Origin of the sequence: Paraburkholderia rhizosphaerae (assembly GCF_004366595.1) — a bacterium.
GTDB lineage: Bacteria > Pseudomonadota > Gammaproteobacteria > Burkholderiales > Burkholderiaceae > Paraburkholderia > Paraburkholderia rhizosphaerae.
This window is the reverse complement of the sequence record NZ_SORE01000021.1, coordinates 1-25045: the sequence shown is the minus strand read 5'-3', so window position 1 is coordinate 25045 and position 25045 is coordinate 1. Positions and strand designations below refer to the sequence as shown.

Genomic DNA, 25045 nt, shown 5'->3' with positions numbered 1-25045 from the left:
AGCGGCAGAGCCCATGCTCCGGCATGCTTGAACGGCTCATCGATCTGCTTGCGCGGCTCAAATACGCGCATTCACACGATGGCCCGCGCATTGTTCTCGCAACGAGAAAAATGCTTTGGGCTCGCCACGTATTCAGAAACGCACCCCGCGCTCCTACACTTCGAAGCAGTGGTCCGGATGGTCCGGGCCATTCATTCGACATGAGACTCGCGCCATGAAACTCTATTCCCACCCGCTGTCCGGCCATTCGCACCGCGCTCATCTTGGCCTGTCGCTGCTTGGTGTGCCGCACGAGCTGATCGAAGTGAACCTCGCGGCTGCGGAGCACAAGTCGCCGCCGTTCCTGAAGCTGAATCCGTTCGGGCAGATTCCGGTGCTAGTCGACGGCGACACCGTGATCCCCGATTCGAATTCCATTCTTGTGTACGTTGCGCGCAAGTTCGGCAAGACTGACTGGCTGCCGCAAGACGCGCTCGGCGAGGCGAGTGTGCAACGCTGGCTATCGGTAGCGGCCGGAGAAATTGCTTATGGACCGTGCGCCGCACGTCTGATCACCGTGTTCGGCCGCGATATGAATGCGGACGAAGTGATTAAGCGCGCGCATCGCATTCTCGGTCTGATCGATGCGACGCTGGGCGGCCATGACTATATCGTCGGCAGCGCACCCACCATCGCGGACATCGCGCTTTACAGCTATATCTCGAGCGCGCCCGAAGGCAATGTCGATCTGTCCGGTTACCCGCAGGTGCTCAAGTGGCTGCGCCGCATCGAAGCATTGCCCGGCTTCGTGCCGTTCCAGAAGACGCCGGCCGGGCTGGCGGCGCACCAGTAAGCGGCGCGGCCGCGCGCTGGCTCGAGCGCGGGAACAGGACGGAACTCGCAGATTCTGAAGGAGCGCAGTGATGGACATGACCCCTCCCGGATGGTTCGATGAAGCCGACTCGCCATGGCATGCGGGCGAGGTAGCGCTGCAACGGCAGGCGGGCGTTGCGGACCAGATGAAGGACCTCGGGCGCCGCGTGCTGCGCGACCATATGCCGGATCAGCATCGCGCATTCTTCGCGCAGTTGCCGTTTGTCGCGCTGGGTTCAGTCGATCACGACGGTGACGTGTGGGCGACGCTGGTCGCCGGCAAGCCCGGTTTCATGCACGCGCCGAGCGCACACACGCTGCGCGTGAACGCGAAGCCTGACTCGCACGACCCGGTTTCCGCCGGGATATATAACGGCGCTGCGGTCGGCCTGCTCGGCATCGAACTGCATACGCGCCGGCGCAACCGGATGAACGGCATCGTCAGAGAAAACAGCGCGACAGGATTCTCGGTCGATGTCGCGCAAAGTTTCGGCAATTGCCCGCAGTACATCCAGCTGCGCAATTTCGCGTTCACGCGCGACCCCGCGGTGGCGGCGGACGCCGAACCGGTGATTAGCCGCGCGTTAACGGATCGCGCACGGGAAATGATCGCTGGCGCCGATACGTTCTTTGTAGCATCGTACGCGGACCGTGGCGGGTCGCATCGCGAGGTCGATGTGTCGCATCGCGGCGGCAATACCGGCTTCGTGCGCATCGGCGCGGACGGCGTGCTGACCGTGCCCGACTTCGCCGGCAACCGGTTTTTCGCGACGCTCGGCAATATCGTCGTGAACGGCCATGTGGGCCTCGTGTTCGTCGACTTCGCAAGCGGCGATCTGCTGCAGATTAGCGGCGACGCCACCGTCGAGCTCGACTCGCCGGACGTCGCCTCATTTCAGGGCGCCGAGCGCTTGTGGCGCGTGACGCCGCGCCGCATCGTGTACCGCGCGGGCACGCTGCCGCTGCGCTGGGTGTTTCATGAGAACGGCTGGTCGCTGAATTCGCTGATGACCGGCAACTGGACGGAAGCGGAACGTCGTCTGCAGGCAGCGACGCTCGCCGCAAGCTGGCGCCCATTCAAGGTCGCGCAAATCGTCGACGAAAGCGCGACGATCCGGTCGTTTCATCTGGAGCCGGTCGATGGCGCCGGGATCATTCCGCATGCGGCGGGACAGCATTTGCCGATTCGCGTCGTGCTGCCGGATACCGCCGCCAGTTCGACCGCGGGCGCATCGACGCTTGCGTCCGCGCCGACTTCTGCACCTTCGTCCACGAAGACGCTGCTGCGCACCTACACGATCTCATCGGGTCCGGCGGACGGCTATTACCGGATCAGCGTGAAGCGCGATGGAAAGGTATCGCGGCATCTGCACGACACGCTGCGTGTGGGCAGCGTGATCGAAGCCCGCGCGCCCGCGGGCCGCTTCACACTCGATGCACACGAAACGCGGCCGGCCGTGTTGCTCGCGGCGGGCGTCGGCATCACGCCGATGATCGCGATGCTGCGGCATATCGTGTATGAAGGGCTGCGTACGCGGCGCATGCGGCCGACGTGGTTGTTCCAGTCCGCGCGCACCGCAGGAGAGCGCGCGTTCAACGACGAGATCGACTATCTCGCGAGCCTGTCCGGCGGCGCGGTGCATGTGGTGCGCGCGCTGTCCGATGCGCAACGTGCAATCAAAGGCAAGGACTTCGATCACGCAGGACGGATCGATATCGCTCTGTTGCGACGCACGCTGCCATTGGACGACTACGATTTCTATCTGTGCGGGCCGGCCGGCTTCATGCAATCGCTGTACGACGGCTTGCGCAACATGAATATCGACGACGTGCGGATTCACGCCGAAGCGTTCGGGCCATCGGGCCTCACCCGCACCCGCGATGCGAAGTCCGCAGAAGCGGATAGCAGCGGCGCTGTGGTGCCAGCTTGCGCCGATACCGCGACGCGCACGCCCGCGACCGCGCCGACGCCCGTCGTGTTCGCGAAATCGGTCAAGCAGACGCGCTGGACGCCAGCGAGCGGCACCCTGCTGGAATTCGCGGAAGCGCAGGGGTTATCGCCGGAATTCAGCTGCCGGGGCGGCAGTTGCGGAACCTGCCGCACCCGCGTGGTCGACGGCGCGGTTGCGTACCCGAACCCGCCGGAGTACCCGGTCGCGGATCACGAAGCGTTGATCTGCTGCGCGGTGCCCGCCAGCCCGGAAGCGAGCGGCGGCGCGCCCCTCGTGCTCGACCTGTAACGCCGCGCGCGTGGCGATGTACTCAGAACGTGAGGTCGTGCAGCTTGCGCATGCCGTCGAGCAGCCATTGAAACAGCCCCTGCTCGGTATGCGAGACTGGCGCGTCGGCGGACGACACGCGGCTTAGCTTGTCCTGCCGCCGCGACAGCAACTCGCACATCTGCTTCGCGACATCGGGGTTGCGCTTGAGCAGCGGCGTCAGATCGTCCTTCTGCAACCGGTAGACGATCACCCGGCTCAACGCCGCGATCTGCACACGGGCCTGCATGCCGGCCAGCAACCCCTGCTCGCCCATCGTATCGCCGGGGCCGAGCCGCGAGAGTTCGATCGTGCCGGCGGGCTCGTCGATCGTGACGCTGAGGATACCGGACTCGACGATGGTCAGACACTCCGGCACCACCTCCTTTGTCAGCAGCACGTCACCGGCCTCGTATTCCTTGCGCTGCAGCAGCGGCGCAAGCTTCTGAATTTCGTCGCGGCTCAGTGTCGAGAACAGATCGACGCGCCGCAACAGCGCCTCGCGCGGATCGTCGATCATCGGCGCGGCGGCCGGCACACCGAGCGAACGCAATTCGACGCCTGCCGACGCGAGATGCCGGTAGCACAGGTCGAACAGTTCGTTGGTCACCGAGGTTTTCTTGCCCATGTCGTTCACGTAGCCGGTCACCTCATACAGCACCGAATTGATCGTGCTGTGCTTGGCATTCACATACGGCGCCGGGTCCGACATCAGCGACGTGACACTGGCGACGGCGCGCTCGAGCGCGCCGATCACGGTCGCGGGCCGCTCCTGCGGCGAGATCTCGAGGCTGACCTTCACGCCATGCAGCGCGCCCGGCCGGCTGTTATTGGTGATCTTCGTTTTCGCGGCCACCGCGTTCGGCACGATCACGACATTGCCTTGTGATGTGAGCAGATGCGTCGCGCGCCAGTTCATCTCGACGACCCGGCCTTCGACATCGTCGATCGCGACCCAGTCGCCGATCTGATACGGCTCGGTCGTGTTCAGCACGATGCCGGCGAACACGTCGCTCAGCGTGCTTTGAATCGCCAGACCGAGGACGATTGCGAGCGCGCCGGACGTCGCAACCAGCCCGCGAATCGGCAACTCGAGCACGAAGCCAAGCGACGCGACCACTGCGGCGAGAAACACCAGCGCGCCGAATACATCCTGAAACAGGCGCTGGCGACGCCATGCGCGCGGCAGCAACAGCGTGTCGAGCGTCATGCCGAGCAGCCGCGCGCCCATCAGCCACCAGATGATCTCGAGCACCTGGCCGGCCACGTGCTGCGGCACCGAGTCGAACACGGGCGCCTGCGAGAACGGACTCAGGCCGGAAGCGAACAGCACATAACTGAGCGCCGCGAATAGCACGAGGCGCGACAGAAGCCGCGGCACTTCCTGCGGTGGCAGGCGAAAGCGCCATACGGCGAGATCGACAACGACGATCGCGTAACCGACGATCAGGGGATGGTCCAAGGCGCCTCCATGCGATGTGAAGCAATGGCGCCGGGCTCGCCCGCCGGTCAGTTCGCGGCGGGCTGCCGCGCCGACGCGCGACTGCTCACAGTAACACGCGGCACGCATTTTTCGCTGCATGCCCCGTTGCACGCGATGTTTCCCGGCAGGGGACACACATCGTGGCCGCATAACCGATACGGCACCGCGCCGGCGTCGCATTGCACGACGGCGGCGCGGCTGGCGGTCAGACTACGGAAAGCGGAAGAAAGCGGAACGCGCGGGCCTTACTTGACAATCGCGAGCAGTTCAACTTCGAAGGTCAGGTCGCTGTTCGCCGGAATGATGCCGATCGAGCGCGGACCATAGGCGGTCGCGGCCGGACACGTGAGCTTCGCTTTGCCGCCGACTTTCATCGTCGCGACGCCTTGGGTCCAGCACGGAATCACGCGATTGAGCGGAAATTCAGCCGGGCCGCCATGTTTGGCCGAGCTGTCGAACTCGGTGCCGTCCGCGAGCGTGCCGCGGTAGTTGACGCGCACGACGTCGGTCGCGACCGGTTGCGCACCCGTGCCGGCCGTCAGCGTCTCGACGATCACGCCCGACGGCAGCTTCTGCGTCGAGCCTTGGGCGGCGAACGCGCTGCCGGCGGCGGCGGTGGCGAAAACAGCGGCGGTCAGCGCGGACAATGCAAATTTCATCAGATTCTCTCCTCGTGAATGGGCGGCGTTATTGTAACGAATCGGGTCCAGCCCGGTTTCGGGCCGCTCAGGCCGGGTCGGGCCAAGGCCTGGCCGGGTCTGCCCCGAGTCCGCCCCCGTGCGGCCCGGGTGTGGTCGACTCGAACCACGCGGACTTTGCATGCCCTCAATGAAGCGCTGATGAAACGGCCTGGCGAAGCGCTGCCGGCGCCTGCCTTCGCAGGTTGCGTGCACAACCACTATCGTCTTCGCGCCGTGGCCGCCCTGCTCAGCCCGCGCGCGCCGGCACGTTGCCAAGCAACGGCCCAAGTCCCTCCGCGTAGGTCAGATGCGCGATCACTGCATCGCGCAGCTTCGTATACGGCAGGTCCGCGAGCATCGCCGTCTGCACGGCCGCCATCACTTCGCCCGACTCCGCGCCGAGCATCGTAAAGCCGACGATCCGATCGTCGTCGGCGCCGACCAGCACTTTCATGAAGCCCAGCGTCTCGTCGGTGGCCTCGCCGCGCAGCACGTTTTTCATCGGTAGCCTGGCGACCCGCACCGGAACCTGGCGGCGTTTCGCTTCGCTCTCATTGAGGCCGACGTGCGCGAGAGGCGGATCAGTGAACATGCAGTACGGCACCAGCCGGTCCTGCGTGCTGCGTGTGCCGCCCGCCATGTTGTCGCGCACGATCCGGAAGTCGTCGACCGACACATGCGTAAAGTGCGGACTGCCCGCGCATTCGCCGATCGCCCAGACACCGGGCGCACTCGTCTGCAAGCGCTCGTTCACGCGTAGATAGCCGCGCTCGTCCAGTTCGACGCCGGTCTTGTCGAGGCCGATGTCCGCGGTATTCGGAATGCGCCCGGTCGCGACCAGCAGATGACTGCCGTCGACGATCTTTTCGTTGTCCGCGACGCGCACCGTCACGCGCACGTCTTTGCCTGATTGGCCCGCGACGTTCAACGCTTGCGCGCCGAGCAGCAATTCGATTCCTTCGCTACGCAAAATGTTTTGCACTTCGTCGGCGATGTCCGGATCCTCCCGATGCATCAAATGCGGATTGTGATCGATGATCGTCACGCGGCTGCCGAAACGCCGCAGAGCCTGCGCCATTTCGATGCCGATATAGCCGCCGCCGAGCACGATCAGATGCTCGGGCAGTTCGCCGAGTTCGAGCGCTTCGATATGCGTGAGCGGTCGCGCGTCCTTGAGCCCCGCAATCTCCGGTATCGCTGCATGCGAACCGACATTGACGACGACCTGAGCGCCGGTCAGCGTGCGCGTGCCGCCGTCGTTGAGCGCGACTTCGATCGTCTTCGGCGCAACGAAGCGGCCGGTGCCCATCACCAGTTCTCCGCCGGTCGACTGATAGAAGTGCAGATGCGCGGCCGTCTCGCGCTCGACCATCTCGCGTTTGCGCTGCCGGACCTTCGCGAGGTCGGTCTTCACCGCGCCCGTTGTTGTGCCGAACGCCGCGGCGTGATGCGCGAGATGCGCGACGCGCGCACTCCAGATTTCGTTCTTGCTCGGCAGGCACGCGACCGCGGGGCACGAACCGCCGACCCATTGGCGCTCGACCACCGCCACCTTCTGCCCTGAGCGTCCGAGATGCCACGCGAGCAGCTTGCCACCCTGACCGCTTCCGAGGATCAGCGTGTCGACTTGTTCCGGTTTGGACATTCCGTCATCTCCGTCGTGACTAGATTGAAAAACCCGTGCGATTTCGCAAGGGCACCCTATTCTCGTCAGTTAGGTAAGCGGGCTCTTCTAAAATTGCGCGCGTTTGGCGGCATTGCACCTTTCGGGTTCCTGCATAGCGAATCGCGTGTGCTAACTCTGCCCTCATTCACCGGCACTACGCTTGTCAGCATTCGAGTTCGCCGCAGCGCGCCGAACGGACGAATCAGACAAATTCAGTTCGCAATCAGGAGTCGAAAATGAGCTTTACCCCCGCTCTTTCACTTTTCATTGGAATGGGAATCATGGTCGGTGTCGTATCGGCGTTGTTTGCAATCATCGTCGACCGGATCGATACGAAGATTTCTGAACGGTCCGTTGAAAAAGCACTCGCTGCGCGACGCGCACGCAAGGCCCGCGAAGCGCGGCGGACGTGGGAAGAACAAAGCGAGGACTACCACGGCGTCGCGATGGGTCTTCTCGCAACCCGCGCGCTGGACTGAAGTGAACGGCAGTCAGGAGAAGTCACTCGCCAAGCTGATCAAGCGTCGAAGAAACGCGAAATCAGCGAAATCGCGGCGGTCGGCAAGAAAAAAGCGCTGAACGCGCGCCGATAAATCATCGAGCATGCCAGGTCTTTCGTACCCGATGGGCATTGCGCCAGCGAATCGCACCGCTCAACGTTCCGATCAAACGCGCGGCGCATCGTCAACGAGCGATGGCTCGACCCGTACGCCCGGAAAACGCGCGAGTTGCGGCACCGCGGCGCGCACATACTGCAGCATCGTCGCCGCGGCCGGCGACAGCGATTTGCCCTCGCGGCGCAGCACACCCACCGTCCGCGTCAGCACCGGCTGCGATAACAGCCGCAATTTCAGCTTGTCCAGCGGCGCGCGCTGCGCCGCCAGCGCCGACATGATCGACACGCCAACACCGCGCGCAACCAGTGTTTCAATGGTCGACGTATTCGACACACGGTAGCGCGGCTCGCGTACTTCGATGCTCAAGCCCGGCGTGCGGCTTAGTTGGTGTTGCATGCCAAGGTCGGGGCTGAAGCCGATGATCCGGTACCCGGCGACCTCCTGCCACGACAGCTCGCCGTCGCTAGCAGCCAGCGCGTGATGCGGCGCGCAGACGACACCGAAGCTGTCTTCGAAAAGCGGCTCGAAGACGAGCTCCGGATCGTGCTCCCACGGGCTGCAAATGCCGAAATCGACATCGCCGCTGATAATGCGCTGCTGCACCGTTTCCGAATTGTCCTCTCGCAAATAGATATCGATGTTCGGGTACGCATCGATATAGACTGCCACCGCTTCCGGCAGCAGCAACGCCATCACCGACGGCACCGCCGCCACACCCACTTTGCCTCGCTCGCGTTTGCCGAGCGCGCGCATCGTGCGGATCGACGAATCGAAATCCTGCAACAGCCTTTCAGCCGAAGGCAAAAACTCGTGGCCCGCCTGGGTCAGGTCGAGACGTCGCGTCGAGCGGTCGAACAGCATGACGCCGAGATCGTCCTCGAGATGCTGGATCGTCAGGCTGAGCGCCGATTGTGTGACGAATAGCGACTCGGCCGCGCGCGTCAGGCTGCGATGCATCGCGACCGCGACAAACGCACGGATATGCCGGATCGAAAGGCGTTTGGAAGCTGAATTGAAAGACTTGTCATTCATCGATTTTGCTCGTGAATCAAGCGAATTTAATCGATTGTATTCCCCCATCCGCCACCACTAGACTCGGCGCTTCAAACATGAATTGTCGAAAGGAGACACGGATGTTGGTGGATCTGCGCCGCTACACGATCGTACCGGGCCAGTTGAAGGCCTATCTGGCGCTGTATGAAAAGTATGGTCTGCCGGTGCAACGTCGGCACGTGGGCGACCCGCTCGGCTACTTCATCTCCGAAGTGGGCACGTTGAACCAGGTTGTGCATTTGTGGGGCTACGAGAGTTTCGAAGACCGTCAGCGGCGCCGCGCCGCGATGGAAGCGGACCCGGACTGGGCCGAATACAAAAAGATGACCGCGCAAGGGTATATCGAGCGCCAGGAAAACCAGCTCGTGATGTCCGCGCCCTGGTCGAAGATCTGAACGGGCGCCAGGAGACCGCAATGAAAGTGATTATTTCCGACGACTACCAGGACTGCGTGCGCACGCTCGATTGTTATGCGCAGCTCGCCGCGCAATTCGACGTCGAGATTCATAACGACACGCTGCAGTCCGTCGATGCGCAAGCCGCGCGTTTTGCCGATGCCGACGCACTGCTGCTGGTGCGCGAGCGCACGCCGGTGACGGCCGAGCTGCTCGCGCGTCTGCCGAAGCTCCGGTTCATCAGCCAGACCGGCCGCGCGGCAAATCACGTCGACCTTGCCGCGTGCACCGCGCGCGGCATTCCGGTCTCGGCGGAAGGCTCGGCGACGACGGCCGCGGCCGAACTGACGTGGGCGCTCGTGATGGCATCGATGCGCAAGGTCCACGTCGAAGCGAACCGGCTGAAGGCGGGCCTATGGCAAGGACATCTGGGCATCGGGCTAAAGGGTCGCACGCTCGGCATCGCGGGATACGGCAAGATCGGCAGCGTGGTCGGCGGCTACGGACGCGCGTTCGGCATGCGCGTGGTCGCGCTCGACGATCACGAAACCTCGCGCGCGGCCGCGCTTGCCGACGGCATTGAAAGCGAAAGCGACCGGCAGAAATTCTTCGCGCAAGCCGATGTGGTGTGCTGCCATCTGCGGCTGCTGCCGGCCACGCGCGGTGCGATCACGCTGCAGGATCTGTCGGCGATGAAACCCTCCGCGCTGTTCGTGAACACGAGCCGCAGCGAAGTGGTTGCGCCGGGCGCGCTCGAAGCGGCGCTCAAAGCAGGCCGTCCCGGCTTTGCGGCGGTCGACGTCTACGAGCACGAGCCGATTTATGGTGCAAACCATCCGCTGCTCGCGTTCGACAACGTGCTTGCGACGCCGCATATCGGCTACGTCGAGAAAGACACGTACGAACACTACTTCGGCATTGCAATCGAGCAGTTGATCGCGTGGCGCGCGGGCGAACCGATCAACGTGCTCAATCCGCTAGCGGTCGCATCGAACGCCGCGGCGGCAGGTTAACGTTCAACCGCGACGGGGGTCGCAGCGCAGCGGCGGTACGTGCCGCGCCTCTGGCGGCGCGGCCCGCGCGGCGCTCCCGGCACGCGCAAGCCAATTGCGCTACAAACCCAAGATTGCGCAGCCGGGCAGGCCGCGCCAGTACAGGAGACGATTTTGAACCCCACCCTCGAAGCATCCACGATCAGCCGCATCTATCGGCGCCTTGTGCCGCTGCTGTTCGTGCTGCTGATCATCAACTACATGGACCGCGTGAATGTCGGCTTCGCCGCGCTGCGGATGAACCATGAGCTCGGCTTCAGCGCATCGGTGTTCGGCCTGGGCGCCGGCATCTTCTTTATCGGCTATGCGCTCTTTGAAGTGCCGAGCAACATCATGCTGCATCGCTTCGGCGCGCGAATGTGGATTTCGCGCATCATGATCACGTGGGGGCTCGTGTCCGCGGGACTCGCGTTCGTGCATACGCAAACCTCGTTCTTCGTGCTGCGCTTTCTGCTTGGCGTCGCTGAAGCAGGCTTTATTCCGGGCGTGGTCGCGTATCTCGCGTTCTGGTTTCCGGTGCGTTACCGGTCGCGCGCGAATGCGGGCGTGATCATGGCCACCGCGGTGGCGTCCGCGATCGGTTCGCCGCTGTCGGGCATCCTGATGCACGCGCTCGACGGCGTGCACGGATACTCCGGCTGGCGCTGGATGCTGCTGCTCGAAGCGGTACCGGCGGTGGTCCTCGGCTTTTTCGTGCTGTTCTGGCTGACCGACCGTCCGCAACGCGCAACCTGGCTGCGCGACGATCAGCGCGCGTGGCTCGTCGCTGAACTCGAAGCCGAAGCGTCGAAGCTCACGAAAACAGCGAGCATGCCGTTCGTCAAGATCGCGATGATGCCGCGCGTATGGAGCCTGTCGCTGCTGTTCGTCTGCTTCCTGACCGCGTTCTACGGTGTGCTGCTGTGGTTGCCGCAGATCGTCAAGAACATGGGCACGATGTCCGATTTACAGGTTGGCTTCGTTAGCGCGTTGCCGTTCTGCTGCGCGGCCGTGTCGATGTATCTGGTCGCGCGCCATTCGGATCGCGTCGGCGAACGGCGGATGCATATCGTGATCTGCATGGCGATCGGCGGCCTCGCGTTGCTCGCATGCGCATTCGTTTCGCAGCCGCTTATCGGGCTGGTGCTGCTGTGCATCGCGGCTGGCGGCATCTGGGGCTGTCTCGCGGTGTTCTGGACGCTCACCGGCGAATTCCTGACCGGCGCGGCGGCCGCGATCGGCATTGCGCTGATCAATACGATCGGCCAGTTCGGCGGACTGCTCGGACCGTGGCTGGTCGGCATCATCAAAGACTTCACCGGGCACTTCGGCGCGGCGCTGATCGCGCTTGCGGTCGCCGCGTTCCTTGCGGCGCTGATCGCCTACCTGCTGCCGGAGCGTGCGGTCGCGAAGGAAAGCCAGGCGCTGTCGGAATCGAGTGCGGTGCAATGATGCAAGCATCGGGCGCTGCACGGCTTGATGCATCCTCACTCGCGGCATTTGCAATTGCCGGATTGCGCCGGCCGGATTGCGCCGGCCGGATTGCACCGGCCGCATGCACCGGCCGCATGCACCGGCATTACGCATGCCGCGCCCGAATGTGCGAAGCTTGCGGCTTTTCGCGTCGGTAGGTAGGTAACGGGTTGAACGCGGGACAAGCGCGCCAGCTTATCCCGCTCACCCACCGCGAGATTCGCTGGGAGATCCGCCGCGAGATCGCAACGCCCGCCATGCATGCCATTCACCATCCAATGACCACACCTCCCCTTCTCGACTTCGCCGCCCTGTCCGAACTCGCATCACGTTCGGAAGCGGTCAGCGTCCCATGCGCGTGCAACGCAACGCCCACCGACGGCTGGCAAACACTGCCGCTGTCGATCCCCGAAGCGCAACTGCGTGAGGCCGGCACGCTCGCCGAACAACCGCAAGACGATGCGACCTTCGCCGAATACCATCCGCACGGCACACGCTACTGGTCCGAAAACGCGCCCATCGCGCCGCGCTTCTTCCCTTATAACCGCTGCACCGTCTCCGAATGCACGGTTTGCGGCCGCTGTTACCTGCGTTACGTCGAAGGCGGCGGTTACTTTGTCGATCAGCGCATACGTCATCTGAAGGCATCGCTGCTTGTCGATGCGGCGCTGTAGGCGCTGTAAGCGCCGTGATCGACGGGTCGAGACCGGTCCCGATGCACGCGCGCAAGCGCATCACGCGGCGAGCCTGAAGCGCTCGATATTGCGCTCCACTTCAAGCGCGCTACGCTCGACCCGGTCATGTTTCAGCAACCCTTCTTCGCGCACGTCGAACACCGCGGCGCCGGTCATATCGCGATCGCAGCGCGATTACGCGCCTGCCACACCTGCGTCCAGAAGCCTGAACGTATCGGCTTACTGACCGGTATAGATCGGCTTCAGGCCCGGCGTCGCACCACCGCCCGCAGCGGATGTCCCTGCGGTGCCAGGGCCATATGAGCTAGCCGCCGCGGATTGAGCCTGTTTCGCCGCAACGCGCGCCTGCGCCGCGTCGAGTTCGTTCGGATACCCGGCCTCCGTATCGCCTCGATAGCCCGCGGCACGCAGTTGCGCCAGTTCAGCCTTCACCTGCGCACGCGTCACAGACGAATTTTGCTGCGCGAACGCCGCGGCCGGCGCAACCAATGCGGAAAGCACAGCAGATGCAATCAAAACTTGTCGGATGTTCATGATGAATCGCCTCGTAAAGATCAGTTGAAACCTCGACGATCGATGCGTCGGTCGCATTTCGTCGTTGATTCGAAGTCTAGTCATCACCGGCCCGACATTTAAGGGTTTACTCGGATAGAGACTCTTTACGCAGATTGCGGTAATCGCCCCCAATCCTCAATTCCAGCCAGCCATTCTTGACACTCGTGTCTAACTATGGCAGCATGATTTGCCGTGTGGCGATGGGTACGCCGCTGATGAGGTTTGTCATGGTCGACATGGTTCACAGCATGCGCACATTCGTGCGCGTCGTCGAAGCGGGTACGTTTACGGCCGTTGCGAGAGAGAGCAACGTCACCACCGCGCAGGTGTCGCGTGCGGTCTCGCTGCTCGAAGATGAACTGCAAACGCTGCTGCTTCATCGCACCACGCGGCATCTATCGGTCACCGAAGCAGGCGCGAAGTACTTCGAACGCGCAAAACTGATTCTCGCTGAACTGGACAATGCAACCGTCGAAGCGCGCAATGCGATGTCGCATGCGCATGGGCGGCTGCGCGTGCACGCGGCGCCGGGTCTTGCGCGCGGCGCGGTCACCGCAGCGCTGATCGCCTATCAGGCGAGGCACCCTGACGTGTCGGTCGATCTCGAAGTCGCGCAGATCATGCCGAATCTCGTCGAAGACGGTTATGACGTGTCGCTGGTCGGCTCGATGCAATTGCCCGATTCCGCCTATATCGCGCAGAAGCTGGGCTCCTCTCATGCGGTACTGGCCGCGTCGCCCGCGTACCTGGAAAGACATGGCATACCGACCCGCGCCGAAGATCTCGCGCAACATACGCTGCTGCGTTTTTCATGCCCCGGCATGCCGCTTGACGAGTGGCCTCTGGAAGGCGCCGACGGCTCGAGCATCGTCACCGTGAAAACGTCGCCGTTCCAGACCAACGTGCCGGACGCAATGCGTTACGCGCTGCAATCCGGTGCCGGCATCGGCGTGCTGGCTGCCTACAACGCCGTCGACGATTTGCGCAGTGGTGCACTTGTGCGTGTACTGCCTCAGTGGCGGCTGCGGCAGATGAATGTTTACGCGCTCTATGTGTCGCGCCGCTATCTGGACGCAAAAACGCGCACCCTCGTCGACTTTCTGCGTGAATGGCTGACACCCGCGCTCGCGAAGTTCGAGCACGAAATCGACTTGCTTGCGCAGCGGGATATCGCGCAGCAAGCGCGCGACAATGCCGCGACGCCCGACCGGTCGGCGCAACAAACGCCGAGTGCATCCGTACAGACCGTTCATTAAGCCGCCCCGCGGCCTGGTTCGCGGGTTAACTCGCTTCCTCCGCGTTCAAAGCGGCGCGATGCGCCCGCGTCAGCACAAGTCAGTCATCCAACCCGCATCGACGTCCTCGCGATCCGCGCGCCCGCTGCGGAATATCGATTGCCCGCGTTCGCACACATCTTTCCGCCGCAATTGACCCGATTCCGGTTACTGGCTACAGTTGCCCGTTGAAATTTGCCGGTTTCCAGCGGGTTTTAACGCACAGTCGGTCGGCGCTCGCCGCCATACACTGTGTTCGGGAGCCCGCCGGCCGCGCTCTCTGCCAACATAACAACCGAAAGCCAGAAGGAGCACCACGCCGATGTCCTATTCGCCAATCGTTCCGCCTCCACGGTTTCGACTCTCCGATGCGGTCTGCGACCAGCTCGAGCAGTTGATCGTCGATGGAACGCTGCGGGCGGGCGAATCGCTGCCGTCCGAACGCGATCTGGCGCAGAAGCTCAATGTGTCGCGCCCGTCGCTGCGCGAAGCGCTATTGCGTCTGGAAGGCAGCAAACTGATACAGGCGAAGGCGGGAGGCGGGTATGTCGTCGCGAATTCCACTGCGCCGCTGATCGCGGATCCGCTCGCGCATCTGATGGCACGCCACCGCAAGGCCGCCGGCGATATTCTGGAAATGCGTGAAGGGCTGGAGGCGGTCGCCGTCGAGCTTGCCGCGGTGCGCGCGACCAAAACGGATATCCAGAGCATCAAGGAAGCGCTCGCCGAACTGGAAACCGCGTTCAGCAAGGATCATCCATACGACGTCGCCGACGGCGGGGCCACGCTACCGCAGCTCGATGCGGCGTTTCATTTGAGGATTGCGGACGCAACGCACAATATCGTGCTCGTGCACGTGATGCACGGCATCCACAACCTGGTGCAGAAGTCGATCGAAGAAACCTACGCGACGTTCAAGAAGCGTAATGCCGATCTGTTTTATCTGGTGCAGCAGCATCGCACGATCTACGAAGCGATTCGCAAGCACGATCCGGGCGCCGCGCGCAGTGCGCTCGGCACCCATCTCGAGTTTATCCGCGAAAACGCGTCGCGTTAGCCGCGCTTCAGGCGTTCCCGAAACGGGACCCGACGCGCCCGTCGTACCGCGCACTCATGCATCCGTCAGCGCATCCTCGACGATCTCGATCCAGTGACGCACCCGCGTTCTGCCCGCGCCATCCAGATGCGTCTGACAGCCGATGTTCGCGGTCGCGATCAGGTCCGGCTTGCCGCTCTCGAGCGCATCGAGTCTGTTGTCGCGCAACTGCTTCGACAGCTCGGGCTGCGTGAACGAATACGTGCCCGCCGAACCGCAGCACAGATGTCCATCGGGCACCGCGGTCAATTCGAAGCCGAGCCGCTGTAATACGCCCTCCACCGCGCCGCCGAGTTTCTGTGCATGCTGCAGCGTGCACGGACAGTGAAACGCAACGCGGCGCTCCGCTTCGGTCGTGCGCAGCGTGTCGAGTTTCTCCGCTGACAGCACTTCGACCAGATCGCGCGTGAGCTCGCTGACACGTTGTGCCTTCTGTGCATAGCGCGGATCGTCGCGCAGCAGATGGCCGTACTCCTTGACGAATGCGCCGCAGCCGCTCGCGGTCTGGATGATCGCCTCGGCGCCTGCCTCGATAGCCGGCCACCATGCGTCGATATTGCGGCGTGCGCGTTCGAGTCCCGCCTGCTGTGCATTCAGATGGTAGTCAGTCGCGCCGCAGCAGCCTGCCTGCGGTGCGTTTTCGATGCTGATACCGAGCTTGTCGAGCACACGCGCCGTCGCCGCATTCGTATTCGGCGACAGCGACCGCTGCACGCAACCTTCGAGCATCAGCATCCGGCGCGCGTGACGTTGAACCGGGCGCGCCTTCGCCGCTACCGTATTCTCCGGAATCTTGTCGCCCAGCGCCTTCGGCAACATCGGCCGCATTGCACGGCCGGCCTTCAGCAGCGAATTGAACACACCGGCACGCGGAATCACATGACGCAGCCCGGCGCGCAGCGCACGCTCGCGCAGCGGCCGTTCGACGCGACTTTCGAGTTCCGCGCGGCCGATATCGAGCAGCGAGTGGTAACGCACGCCCGACGGGCAGGTCGTTTCACAATTGCGGCAGGTGAGACACCGGTCGAGATGCAGCTGCGTCTTCCCGGTTGCCTCCCCGCCTTCGAGCAACTGCTTGATCAGATAGATACGCCCACGCGGCCCGTCCAGTTCGTTGCCAAGGATCTGGTAGGTCGGACAGGTCGCGTTACAGAAGCCGCAATGCACGCAAGAGCGCAGGATTTCATCGGCTTCCTCGGCACGCGGCAGGCTGCGTGCGCGATCGGAAAGGTTCGTCTGCATGCTGTTTCTCTTTCTCGATGGGGCTCACAGTTCGGCGTACATCCGCCCAGGATTGAGGATGCCGTGCGGATCGAGCTTCTGTTTCAATTGTTTGTGAAAGCGCAGTAGCGGCGCAGGCAGCGGATGGAACGGTTCGACGCCCGCTGCGGGCGTGAAGCACGTCGCGTGTCCGCCGGCGGATTCGGCGAGATGCCGGATCTGCGCGGCCGGCGCGTTGCTCTTCAGCCAGCGCTGCGCGCCGCCCCAGTCGAGCGCCGCCTCGCCGGGCACTGCCGCGAGGTTCGCGCCGTTGGGCAACGACAGGCGCCAAAGACACGCAGGGTCCGAAAAAAACCGCAAACGCTGTTCGCGCAGATCGGTCCAGAACGACGGATCGATACCTGTGCCGCCGATCCGTTGCGCAGCCGACTGCACCGACGCAGTGCCGCCTTCGAGGCGCAAATACAATGCATCGTTCAGATGACACGCGCCTGTAACCGGTAAACCCGCCCGACGCCACTCGACGATTCGGTCGAGCGCTTCCGCCGCGCTCATCGCGTGGCACAGGCTGTACTGCGCACGCGGTTTCGGCAGCACCTTGAACGACACTTCCGCGATCACGCCGAGACAACCGAAGCTACCGGCCATCAGGCGCGACAGATCGTAGCCGGCGACGTTCTTCATCACTTCGCCGCCAAAGCGCACATACTTGCCTTCGCTCGTGATCAACCGGCAGCCGAGCACGAAATCGCGCACCGCGCCGACCCACGGACGACGCGGCCCCGAGAGGCCGCTCGCAACCGCGCCGCCGACCGTCGCCTGCCCGGCGAACTCGGGCGGCTCGCATGGCAGCATCTGGCCGGCGTCATCGAGTACCGCATTCAGTTCCGCTACCGGCGTTCCGGCGCGCACGGTTATCACCAGTTCGGTCGGGTCGTAGCTCACCACGCCGCGGTGTCCACGCGTATCGAGTGCTTCGCCTTCGACGGGCCGGCCGAGCGACACCTTGCTATCGCCGCCGCGAATGCGCAGCGGCACGCGCCGCGCCGCCGCCGAAGCGACCTGGTCGATCAGCCGGATGCTGTCGTCGACGGATTCGAAATCGCGGCGCATCAGAAACGCTCCAGTTCGGGAAAAGGCAACGCGCCGTGATGCACATGCATCGCGCCGAATTCCGCGCAGCGATGCAGCGTCGGGATGTTCTTGCCGGGGTTCAACAGGCCCAACTCGTCGAATGCCGCCTTGACCGCATGAAACACGGTCAGCTCGGCGCTATTGAACTGCGAGCACATCTGGTTGATCTTCTCGCGCCCGACGCCGTGTTCGCCGGTAATGCTGCCGCCGACCTCGACACACAACTCGAGAATGCGCGCACCGAGTCCTTCGGCACGGTCCATTTCGCCGGGCACATTCGCATCGAACAGAATCAGCGGATGCATATTGCCGTCGCCTGCATGAAATACGTTCGCGACTCGCAGGCCGTATTCAGTCGATAGATCGGCGATACCTTTCAGCACGCGCGGCAGTTCGCGGCGCGGGATCGTACCGTCCATGCAGTAGTAATCGGGTGAAATGCGGCCGACCGCGGGGAACGCGTTCTTGCGGCCCGCCCAGAAACGCTGCCGTTGGGCCTCGTTTTGCGCAAGCCGCACATCGGTCGCGCCGGACTCGCGCAGAATGCCATCGACGCAGGCGATATCTTCGTCGACATCCGATTCCGCGCCGTCGAGCTCGCACAGCAGGATCGCTTCCGCGTCCACCGGGTAACCCGCCTTGATAAAGTCTTCGGCTGCGCGAATCGACAGGTTGTCCATCATCTCGAGGCCGCCCGGAATCACCCCCGCGCCGATAATCTTCGCGACCGCACCGCCGGCTTTCTCGACATCAACGAAGCTGGCGAGCAGCACTTTCGCGCTCTGCGGCTTGGTCAGCAGCTTGACGGTTACTTCCGTCACGACGCCGAGCATGCCCTCCGAGCCGGTAAACAACGCGAGCAGATCGAAGCCGGGGCTGTCGAGCGCGTCGGAGCCGAGCGTCAGACGTTCGCCGTCAATCGTGATCATGTCGACGCGCAGAATGTTGTGCACGGTCAGCCCGTATTTCAGGCAGTGCACACCGCCCGCGTTTTCCGCGACATTGCCGCCGATCGAACAGGCGATCTGCGACGAAGGGTCAGGCGCGTAGTAAAGGCCGTAAGGCGCGGCCGCGTGCGAGATCGCAAGGTTGCGCACGCCGGGTTGCACGCGTGCAATACCGGCATCCGCGTCAATTTCGACAATCCTGTTGAAGCGCGCCATTACGAGCAGGATGCCTTTTTCCAGCGGCATCGCGCCACCCGACAGCCCGGTACCCGCGCCGCGCGCGACCACCGGAATCCGGCGCGTGTGCGCATACTTCAGTATGGCCTGCACCTGTTCGACGCGTTCCGGCAACGCGACCAGCATCGGCGCGGTGCGATACGCGGACAGCCCATCGCATTCGAAGGGACGCACTTCTTCGCGTGAATGCAGCAGTTGCAGGTCCGGCAGCAACTTCTGCAGTTCCGCCACGACCGTATCCCGATCGTGCGACTCGAGCGCTCCGTCGAGCTTCTCGTCGTACAGGTAACTCATTCCATCTCCTTCGGCCCGCGAGACATGCCGCCGCGTGCCGCGGACGCTCTGGAGCGCTCACGTGCCGCCCGCACCTTCAACCGCCCGCACACCGCCATGACTTAGAACCTTTCAATTGGTCAACTGGTCGACCAGTTGACCAAGTAGCTCATGCTAGTGACCTGACAGCCTCGCGCAAACCAGTAGAAACCCTGGCATGACCGCCAGCGTCATGCAGCCCTGTGAAACGCACCTGAGTAAACATCGCACGTTCGTCAAGATTCCGCAGATTGCGGCCGATATACCGCGGTGATCAGGCACTCCGCCAGTTGCGCATCTCGCTGCGCCACCGGCTTTCCGTGCCCACGTGAATCCCCGGTGTTGCGCGACGCGCGCGCCGGTCCAGCAATCGACCCTCGGAATCAACCGCGATGAGCTTAAAGAATTTCCCGGTACGCGCCGGTTTTGTGGCCGTGCTTGCCCTGTTCGGCGCACTGATTGTGATCATCGGCGCGCTGAGCATCGTGTCGCTGCAGCGGAACAATGCCGCGTCGGCGAAGATCAGCGTCCAGGATACCGAAGTAATCGGCCTGAAAGACGTCTATATCAACAACCTGCGGGCGCGCAGCGCGCTCGCGCGTGCGTATATCGCGCTGCTATCGGGCGCGGGCGCCGACAGCAAGGAGGAACAGGGCGCGCTCGCCGCCGCCTCCGGTTACTACGACCTCGCAAAGCAAAACTACGCGTCGTTTGCGGCGGTGCCGAAGTGGAGCGATGCGAGCCGCGCCGCGGCCGATCGTGTCGGTGATACGTTCAAGGCCCATGCCGCCGCGCTCGACGCGCTGTTCGACGCGTTGCACGCGGGCGACGGCAAACGTTATGCAGCGGTCAACGAGCGCGAGATGACCGACACAAGTGCTGCGTTCGGCCACGCCGCAGAAGATTTCTTCAAACTGGTGCAAGCCGATTCGGCGGAAATTCGCGCGGCGAAGGCGGACTCATATCAGATGATGGTGTATCTGGTAAGCGGCACGCTGATCGTCGCCGCGGCGCTGATCGTGCTTGTCTATCAGTTGCTGAACCGCGCGGTCGTGCAGCCGCTTACCGACGCGGTCGACGAATTGTCGCGCGTCGCGCGCGGCGATCTGACCGGGCGGATCGCGCACGAGTCACGCAATGAGATCGGCCGTCTGTTCGACGCGCTGAGGGCGATGCAGACGAGCCTCACCGACATCGTGACCGCGGTGCGCCAGGGCGCGCATTCGATCGAGGCCGGCGTGCACGAGCTTGCAAGCGGCCATACCGATCTGTCGTCGCGCACTGAAGAACAGGCGGCGTCGCTGCAAACCACTGCATCGAGCATGGAGCAGTTGACCTCCGCGGTGCGCCATAACACTGACAACGCTCAACAGGCAAGCCGGCTCGCGATTGGTGCATCCGACACCGCGACACGCGGCGGCGAAGCGGTGAGCCAGGTCACCGAGACGATGCACAAGATTGCCGGCAGTTCGAACAAGATCGTCGACATCATCGCGGTGATCGAAGGGATCGCGTTCCAGACCAACATTCTCGCGTTGAACGCAGCCGTCGAAGCGGCGCGCGCGGGCGAGAACGGCCGCGGCTTCGCGGTGGTCGCATCGGAAGTACGCAGCCTCGCGCAGCGTAGCGCGACGGCGGCGAAGGAAATCAAGGCGCTGATTCACGGCGCCGCGCAGGACGTGAGTAACGGCAACGTCGAAGTGGAACGCGCAGCGACGACAATGGCCGACGTGGTGCGCTCGGTCAAGCAGGTGACCGACATCATCAGCGAAATTGCCGCCGCCTCGCAGGAACAAAGCGCCGGCATCGGCCAGGTCGGCCAGAGCGTGTCGCAGATGGATCTCGTCACGCAGCAGAACGCGGCGCTCGTCGAGCAGGCGGCGGCCGCCACTGCGTCGCTCGAAGGGCAGACGCAGCGGCTGTCGCAGGCGGTGTCGGTATTCCGCGTACGCGGCTAAACGCGCCGCACGCACGCGGTATCAGGGGCTCGGCAGCAACGCTGGCGAGACCTTGCGCGCGTTCGCGACGAACAGGTTATCCGCGTCGGCCGGCAGTAAGTAGCCATCGTCGACGAGTTGATGCGCGGCGTTGGCGACCTTGCTGACGTAATCCGCGCGGCCGTGATACAGCGAAGCCAGCGACGCGCGCGTATCGTGCCCGCCGTTCTTTTCCGCGTCGTTGACCGCGAGCGGAATCGCCGAACCCGCGGACAGGCAGCTCTCCCCCGCCGCATGGCCACTCGCGCGATAACTCCAGCCGGTATAAGTCGCAAGCGGCACCTGCAGGTCGGGCACGCGCACGCCCGCTAGCGCGTTGCCATTACGATCGTCCTTCGGCACCAGCACCGTATAGCGTTTTGCGGTATCGACCACCGGCGCCGCGTTGCTGTAATCGGTGACGAACACCGGATTGACTAGCCCGAACTGCACATGTAGCTGCAACGGCTTCGCGGCAGGACCGTTCGGCACCATCACATCGGACAGGTCCGGAAAGCCGGTCGCCGCGACGGTGGGTGCCACAGCGGTTGCGTGTGCAACAGTGGGGTACTGCGACGGCGGCGGCGTCTTGTCCTGTGCGACCCAGTCGACCATCCGCGGAATCAGCGCGCGCACGACCGGCCGCAGCGCAACCGGCGAATTCGGCAGCGCGCACACGCTGTTTGCGCCCGGTTGGGTGAAGAGTCCCGTCGTCACGCCCTGGTCGCCGGTATGGCGCGTGCCGGAGACGAGGTAGTAGCGCACGTCGGGCGGCAGCGTCAGATCTTTGCCGGCACCGTCGGTGACCACCAGTGATGCGCCGCCGCCCCACCATTCGAATTCACCGTCGATCTGCATGATCTTCGGGCAGGTGTGCGTCGCGAGACACTGCTGCATCAGGCCGTCGGTCTGCCCGCTGACCGGATCGGTCGTTACGTTATAGGCGAACGGAAACTGGAAGCCGGGCGTGAAGTGATCCTCGTGCTCGCGCGACCAGCGGCCGGGCTGCGAAAACGCCATATTGGTCCAGGTGCCGCGTGCGGCCGGTACGATCGGCATGATGCCGTCGAATACACGCTTGCCGTCGACGTCCTGGTTAAAGCCCAGATGCAGGAAGTCGCGCATGAAGCGGCCCGACTGCGAGATGCCTTCGCCGATCGCCACGTCGAAATTCGCCGACTTGTTCGCACAATGCGCGCCCGCGCATTGTGCTTGCTTCAGGCCGTTGAGCGGGTTTGGATTGCCCTCTTCATCGCTTGGCTGATAGCGCAGGAACGAGATCAGATCGCGCACCGCTGCGAACGCGATACCGTTGACCGTCGGTTGCGATGCGCGATAGACGAAGCTGTAGATCGTGCCCGCGTCAGGCGGCACGCTGGTTCCGTGCGGACCCGGCACCGCGGTGGGTGGCGTGAAGGTCACTGCGTAACCGCCTTGCTCGTTGCGCACGTATTTCCAGTCGTGCACCGTGACGGACGGTGCGTCATACGTGAGCGTCTCATTGCCGGACGCACGGCTTGTCGCGCGCGCGTCGTCGACTTGCCACGATTGCCGCGCGCTCAGCGTGGCAGACGCGTTGTCGTTCGCATCGGCGGGCGGATAGCTGAGCGCAATGGTGGTCGGCGCGCCTTCCGCGAAGTCGGGCACGAACTCCTCACGTGTGAAGCCGGTAAGCGGGCTGCCATCATGCCGGGTCGCGACCGGGAAACGCGTACCGAGCAGCGCGGAACCCGCGATGGTGCTCTTGCCGGTTTGCGGCAGGTCGCCCTGCCAGCCGCTCCATACGATCGTATAACCGTCACGCAGCAGCGACGGGAACGTGGACGCCGGCGCGCCGCCGGAATCGAGTGGTCCCTTGCCGCCGATAAAATAATCTTGCGCATACTTGCGGCCGCGATTGACAACGTCATAGAACACCACGCGTTTGCCGTCGACCGGATGCAGCGGCGTGAGGATCACGACATCCGTCGAATACTCGACATAGCCGCGCGCGTTTACCGGTGCGTTTTTCAGGTTCACGATGCGCGCATTGGCCGCACTGTCCGGATCGAGTTCGCCGTGCACAATTCCGGTGATCACCTCGTACGGGCCGACCGCGTCCGGCGGTGTCGCGCCGTTATAGGCAGGCGCTTGCGACAATACCTGGAATTCCCGTATCACACCGGGTTCGCCCGCCATCGGCGACGCGCCTTTCTTACTACTGACAGCGCACGCGCTTAGTAAGACTAAAGGAATGAGATGTAGCCACTGCGTAATTTTCATCGACCTGTCCTTTTTCTGTTGCAGTCACAAGGAATCGCGGCCGATGATGCGTCTGCTTTCCGTGTCGCCACGGCTACCCCGAACCGGTCACGCGTCCCGCACGCGCTGTCGGCCAAGCCCGCAATTCCGGGCAACAATGTAGCGTATTTCGTTGCGACGCATGGTCCGGCACTGCAGCGGCTAGTCTGCTTCGGCGGTCAGCATGTCGATCAGTTCGCGGGAGAATTGTGGTAGGTCCTTGACGCTGCGCACGCAGATCTTCAGCTTGCGCTCTGCCCATGCGTCGTTCAGGTGGACAATCTTGATGTGCATCGTATTTGCGTGCCGCAACGCGACGGAGCCCGGCACGATGCCGATACCGACGCCCGCCGCGATCATCCGGCAAGCGGCCTCGAAATTGCCGACCTGAATGCGCAGCTTGATGCGCCGCCCGAGTGCATCGGCGGCGATGTTGATGAACGAGTGAATCGCGCTCGATGTTGGCAGCCCGATGAAGTCTTCGTCGAGCGTCTCGGCAAAGTCGACCGCGTCGCGTTGCGCGAGCGGATGATCGGGCGCGGTGACGAGCACGAGACGGTCGTCGCGATACGGCAGCGTTTCCAGGTGACCGGTATCGACGTTGCCCGCGACAATGCCGATGTCGGTCGCGCCTTCGGTGAGGCCTTTGACGATCTCGCCGCTTAGCACTTCACGCAATTCGATGTTGACGTCCTGATGCTCGCGGAGGAACTGGCTCAACACCGCGGGAAGAAATTCGCTGATTGCGGTGGTGTTGGCCCACACGCGCACGTGTCCTTTGATGCCTTCGCCGTAGTCCTGCATGTCCGCGGCAAGACGCTCGGTTTCTTCGAGCACGAGGCGCGCGTGGCGCACAAAGGTTTCACCGGCGGGGGTGAGCGTCATGCCCTGGCTCGTGCGATAGAGCAGACGAAAACCGAGCCCTTCTTCGAGGTTTTTGACGCGGTTGCTGGCGGCCGGCGCGGATAGATGGCAGCGGCTCGCGGCGCGCGCGAGGTTCTTCGTGTCCGCAAGCGCGGTCATCAGGCTCAGGTCGACGAAGTCGAAGTGCATGGAAAATGCTTGGGAAGGGGGTGCGGAAGAGTGAATATGGTAGCGCGATCTTTCGAATGTAGTCTGCATGTTCGTCGCGACCGGGAGAACACAACACACGCGAATAGACAACCAGACGGCCGCAACATCGAACGCAAGGACAGACCAAACCCTCCGCCGCGTTATCAACAGTTTCACTGGACAAGGGTGTGCATAACCTGCGCATGACATGCGCAAGTGCTTGATGTTTCTCGAATTCGCTACCGTGCCCGCAATACGGCAACGCGCCTTCGCCGGCGCGCCGTCTTATCCACAGTTAGCTTGAACAAGCCTGTGGACATCCTGCGCACTGCTATGCCAAGTGCTTGACGCGATTGATATTCACGTCCAAAGCTGCAAACCGTGCAACCGCATCGCGGACCGTCGCACAGGTTGCTCAGACAACGTCCAACTTTTCCGGAACGCCACGCCGCGTCAATGCGCGGAAAAAATCTGGCGCGGCCAGCACTCGTCGAAGTAGTCCTCATCCGCCGATTAGCCCACGCCTAATGGCCACTTCAGGAATCGACAATTCCCATCACGCGCCTGTTCTGCCAGAGTTGAACCATGCAGCGAGTCTGGGCGCGCACACCGCGCCCCGCGCTCGCGCCGATCTATCGAACCAGGCAGGAGGAGCCAAACCTTGAAAATTCTGGTGCCAGTCAAAAGGGTGGTCGATTACAACGTGAAGGTGCGCGTGAAATCGGACAACACGGGCGTGGACATTGCGAACGTAAAG

At 63.5% G+C, this 25045-nt stretch carries 20 protein-coding genes and 1 pseudogene; 11 read left to right on the top strand and 10 right to left on the bottom strand.

Annotated elements, in window-relative coordinates:
* Nucleotides 1-214: 214 nt before the first annotated feature.
* Complete coding sequence (locus BX592_RS24155) at nt 215-832, top strand: glutathione S-transferase family protein (protein ID WP_134195318.1); 618 nt, start codon at nt 215-217, stop codon at nt 830-832.
* 70 nt (nt 833-902) lie between these two features.
* A complete protein-coding gene (locus BX592_RS24150) occupies nt 903-3092 on the top strand; it encodes a 2Fe-2S iron-sulfur cluster-binding protein (protein ID WP_243849707.1) in 2190 nt (729 codons plus the stop codon).
* Nucleotides 3093-3114: 22 nt separating this feature from the next.
* On the opposite strand, the gene BX592_RS24145 is transcribed toward BX592_RS24150, so the two are convergent.
* The 3 genes from BX592_RS24145 to BX592_RS24135 form a co-directional block, all read right to left on the bottom strand.
* Nucleotides 3115-4572 (bottom strand): mechanosensitive ion channel family protein, encoded by a 1458-nt coding sequence (locus BX592_RS24145; protein ID WP_134195316.1) that lies wholly within the window; start codon nt 4570-4572, stop codon nt 3115-3117.
* Between the two features lie 266 nt (nt 4573-4838).
* The gene (locus BX592_RS24140) at nt 4839-5252 is read right to left on the bottom strand and encodes an FKBP-type peptidyl-prolyl cis-trans isomerase (RefSeq protein ID WP_134195313.1); all 414 of its coding nucleotides are present in this window, start codon (nt 5250-5252) and stop codon (nt 4839-4841) included.
* Nucleotides 5253-5520: 268 nt separating this feature from the next.
* Nucleotides 5521-6918, bottom strand: coding sequence for an FAD-dependent oxidoreductase (locus BX592_RS24135; protein WP_134195311.1), 1398 nt, complete (start codon nt 6916-6918; stop codon nt 5521-5523).
* Nucleotides 6919-7175: 257 nt separating this feature from the next.
* Between BX592_RS24135 and BX592_RS24130 the strand changes: the two genes are divergently transcribed.
* Nucleotides 7176-7418, top strand: coding sequence for a hypothetical protein (locus BX592_RS24130; protein WP_134195309.1), 243 nt, complete (start codon nt 7176-7178; stop codon nt 7416-7418).
* 186 nt (nt 7419-7604) lie between these two features.
* Here the strand turns inward: BX592_RS24130 and BX592_RS24125 are convergent, their stop codons facing one another.
* Nucleotides 7605-8588 (bottom strand): LysR family transcriptional regulator, encoded by a 984-nt coding sequence (locus tag BX592_RS24125; RefSeq protein ID WP_166676445.1) that lies wholly within the window; start codon nt 8586-8588, stop codon nt 7605-7607.
* Nucleotides 8589-8689: 101 nt separating this feature from the next.
* Here BX592_RS24125 and BX592_RS24120 point away from each other — a divergent pair, with 101 nt between their 5' ends.
* The 4 genes from BX592_RS24120 (at nt 8690) to BX592_RS24105 (ending at nt 12182) form a co-directional block, all read left to right on the top strand.
* Nucleotides 8690-9004 carry an NIPSNAP family protein gene (locus BX592_RS24120; protein WP_075160119.1) on the top strand — a complete coding sequence of 105 codons (315 nt, stop codon included), beginning with the start codon at nt 8690-8692 and terminating at the stop codon, nt 9002-9004.
* A gap of 20 nt (nt 9005-9024) precedes the next feature.
* Complete coding sequence (locus tag BX592_RS24115) at nt 9025-10017, top strand: D-2-hydroxyacid dehydrogenase family protein (protein ID WP_134195305.1); 993 nt, start codon at nt 9025-9027, stop codon at nt 10015-10017.
* A gap of 153 nt (nt 10018-10170) precedes the next feature.
* Nucleotides 10171-11487: an MFS transporter gene (locus tag BX592_RS24110; protein ID WP_134195303.1), complete on the top strand. Its 1317-nt coding sequence runs from the start codon at nt 10171-10173 to the stop codon at nt 11485-11487.
* Nucleotides 11488-11786: 299 nt separating this feature from the next.
* Complete coding sequence (locus BX592_RS24105; RefSeq protein ID WP_134195301.1) at nt 11787-12182, top strand: hypothetical protein; 396 nt, start codon at nt 11787-11789, stop codon at nt 12180-12182.
* Between the two features lie 240 nt (nt 12183-12422).
* On the opposite strand, the gene BX592_RS24100 is transcribed toward BX592_RS24105, so the two are convergent.
* Complete coding sequence (locus BX592_RS24100; protein WP_341804900.1) at nt 12423-12737, bottom strand: DUF4148 domain-containing protein; 315 nt, start codon at nt 12735-12737, stop codon at nt 12423-12425.
* Nucleotides 12738-12985: 248 nt separating this feature from the next.
* Here BX592_RS24100 and BX592_RS24095 point away from each other — a divergent pair, with 248 nt between their 5' ends.
* The gene (locus BX592_RS24095) at nt 12986-14014 is read left to right on the top strand and encodes a LysR family transcriptional regulator (RefSeq protein ID WP_134195299.1); all 1029 of its coding nucleotides are present in this window, start codon (nt 12986-12988) and stop codon (nt 14012-14014) included.
* Nucleotides 14015-14354: 340 nt separating this feature from the next.
* Nucleotides 14355-15089, top strand: a complete 735-nt coding sequence (locus tag BX592_RS24090) for a FadR/GntR family transcriptional regulator (protein ID WP_134195297.1) — start codon at nt 14355-14357, stop codon at nt 15087-15089.
* 54 nt (nt 15090-15143) lie between these two features.
* Here the strand turns inward: BX592_RS24090 and glcF are convergent, their stop codons facing one another.
* From glcF to glcD, 3 genes are read right to left on the bottom strand one after another with little or no spacing between them, the layout of a single operon-like run.
* Complete coding sequence (gene glcF, locus BX592_RS24085) at nt 15144-16370, bottom strand: glycolate oxidase subunit GlcF (RefSeq protein WP_134195294.1); 1227 nt, start codon at nt 16368-16370, stop codon at nt 15144-15146.
* A gap of 24 nt (nt 16371-16394) precedes the next feature.
* Entirely contained in the window at nt 16395-17462 is a 1068-nt protein-coding gene (gene glcE, locus BX592_RS24080; RefSeq protein WP_134195292.1) for a glycolate oxidase subunit GlcE, read from the bottom strand.
* Nucleotides 17462-18961 (bottom strand): glycolate oxidase subunit GlcD, encoded by a 1500-nt coding sequence (gene glcD / locus BX592_RS24075; protein WP_134195290.1) that lies wholly within the window; start codon nt 18959-18961, stop codon nt 17462-17464. Before glcD ends, glcE begins: the two co-directional genes overlap by 1 nt.
* A 410-nt stretch (nt 18962-19371) precedes the next feature.
* On the opposite strand from glcD, the gene BX592_RS34900 reads away from it, so the two are divergent.
* Nucleotides 19372-20937 (top strand): methyl-accepting chemotaxis protein, encoded by a 1566-nt coding sequence (locus BX592_RS34900; protein ID WP_134195288.1) that lies wholly within the window; start codon nt 19372-19374, stop codon nt 20935-20937.
* A gap of 21 nt (nt 20938-20958) precedes the next feature.
* Here the strand turns inward: BX592_RS34900 and BX592_RS24065 are convergent, their stop codons facing one another.
* Nucleotides 20959-23133: an alpha/beta hydrolase domain-containing protein gene (locus BX592_RS24065; RefSeq protein WP_134195285.1), complete on the bottom strand. Its 2175-nt coding sequence runs from the start codon at nt 23131-23133 to the stop codon at nt 20959-20961.
* A gap of 264 nt (nt 23134-23397) precedes the next feature.
* Nucleotides 23398-24288, bottom strand: coding sequence for a LysR family transcriptional regulator (locus BX592_RS24060; protein WP_134195283.1), 891 nt, complete (start codon nt 24286-24288; stop codon nt 23398-23400).
* Between the two features lie 661 nt (nt 24289-24949).
* Here BX592_RS24060 and BX592_RS24055 point away from each other — a divergent pair.
* Nucleotides 24950-25045: pseudogene (locus BX592_RS24055) on the top strand (electron transfer flavoprotein subunit beta/FixA family protein); the annotation flags it as partial.

Excerpts from the sequence above, each read along its gene's own strand:
- BX592_RS24155 (WP_134195318.1), top strand. The coding sequence starts at position 215 with ATGAAACTCTATTCCCACCCGCTGTCCGGCCATTCGCACCGCGCTCAT.
- BX592_RS24150 (WP_243849707.1), top strand. The coding sequence starts at position 903 with ATGGACATGACCCCTCCCGGATGGTTCGATGAAGCCGACTCGCCATGG.
- BX592_RS24140 (WP_134195313.1), bottom strand. The coding sequence starts at position 5,252 with ATGAAATTTGCATTGTCCGCGCTGACCGCCGCTGTTTTCGCCACCGCC.
- BX592_RS24135 (WP_134195311.1), bottom strand. The coding sequence starts at position 6,918 with ATGTCCAAACCGGAACAAGTCGACACGCTGATCCTCGGAAGCGGTCAG.
- BX592_RS24130 (WP_134195309.1), top strand. The coding sequence starts at position 7,176 with ATGAGCTTTACCCCCGCTCTTTCACTTTTCATTGGAATGGGAATCATG.
- BX592_RS24125 (WP_166676445.1), bottom strand. The coding sequence starts at position 8,588 with ATGAATGACAAGTCTTTCAATTCAGCTTCCAAACGCCTTTCGATCCGG.
- BX592_RS24120 (WP_075160119.1), top strand. The coding sequence starts at position 8,690 with ATGTTGGTGGATCTGCGCCGCTACACGATCGTACCGGGCCAGTTGAAG.
- BX592_RS24115 (WP_134195305.1), top strand. The coding sequence starts at position 9,025 with ATGAAAGTGATTATTTCCGACGACTACCAGGACTGCGTGCGCACGCTC.
- BX592_RS24105 (WP_134195301.1), top strand. The coding sequence starts at position 11,787 with ATGACCACACCTCCCCTTCTCGACTTCGCCGCCCTGTCCGAACTCGCA.
- BX592_RS24100 (WP_341804900.1), bottom strand. The coding sequence starts at position 12,737 with ATGAACATCCGACAAGTTTTGATTGCATCTGCTGTGCTTTCCGCATTG.
- BX592_RS24095 (WP_134195299.1), top strand. The coding sequence starts at position 12,986 with ATGGTCGACATGGTTCACAGCATGCGCACATTCGTGCGCGTCGTCGAA.
- BX592_RS24090 (WP_134195297.1), top strand. The coding sequence starts at position 14,355 with ATGTCCTATTCGCCAATCGTTCCGCCTCCACGGTTTCGACTCTCCGAT.
- glcF (WP_134195294.1), bottom strand. The coding sequence starts at position 16,370 with ATGCAGACGAACCTTTCCGATCGCGCACGCAGCCTGCCGCGTGCCGAG.
- glcE (WP_134195292.1), bottom strand. The coding sequence starts at position 17,462 with ATGCGCCGCGATTTCGAATCCGTCGACGACAGCATCCGGCTGATCGAC.
- glcD (WP_134195290.1), bottom strand. The coding sequence starts at position 18,961 with ATGAGTTACCTGTACGACGAGAAGCTCGACGGAGCGCTCGAGTCGCAC.
- BX592_RS34900 (WP_134195288.1), top strand. The coding sequence starts at position 19,372 with ATGAGCTTAAAGAATTTCCCGGTACGCGCCGGTTTTGTGGCCGTGCTT.
- BX592_RS24065 (WP_134195285.1), bottom strand. The coding sequence starts at position 23,133 with ATGGCGGGCGAACCCGGTGTGATACGGGAATTCCAGGTATTGTCGCAA.
- BX592_RS24060 (WP_134195283.1), bottom strand. The coding sequence starts at position 24,288 with ATGCACTTCGACTTCGTCGACCTGAGCCTGATGACCGCGCTTGCGGAC.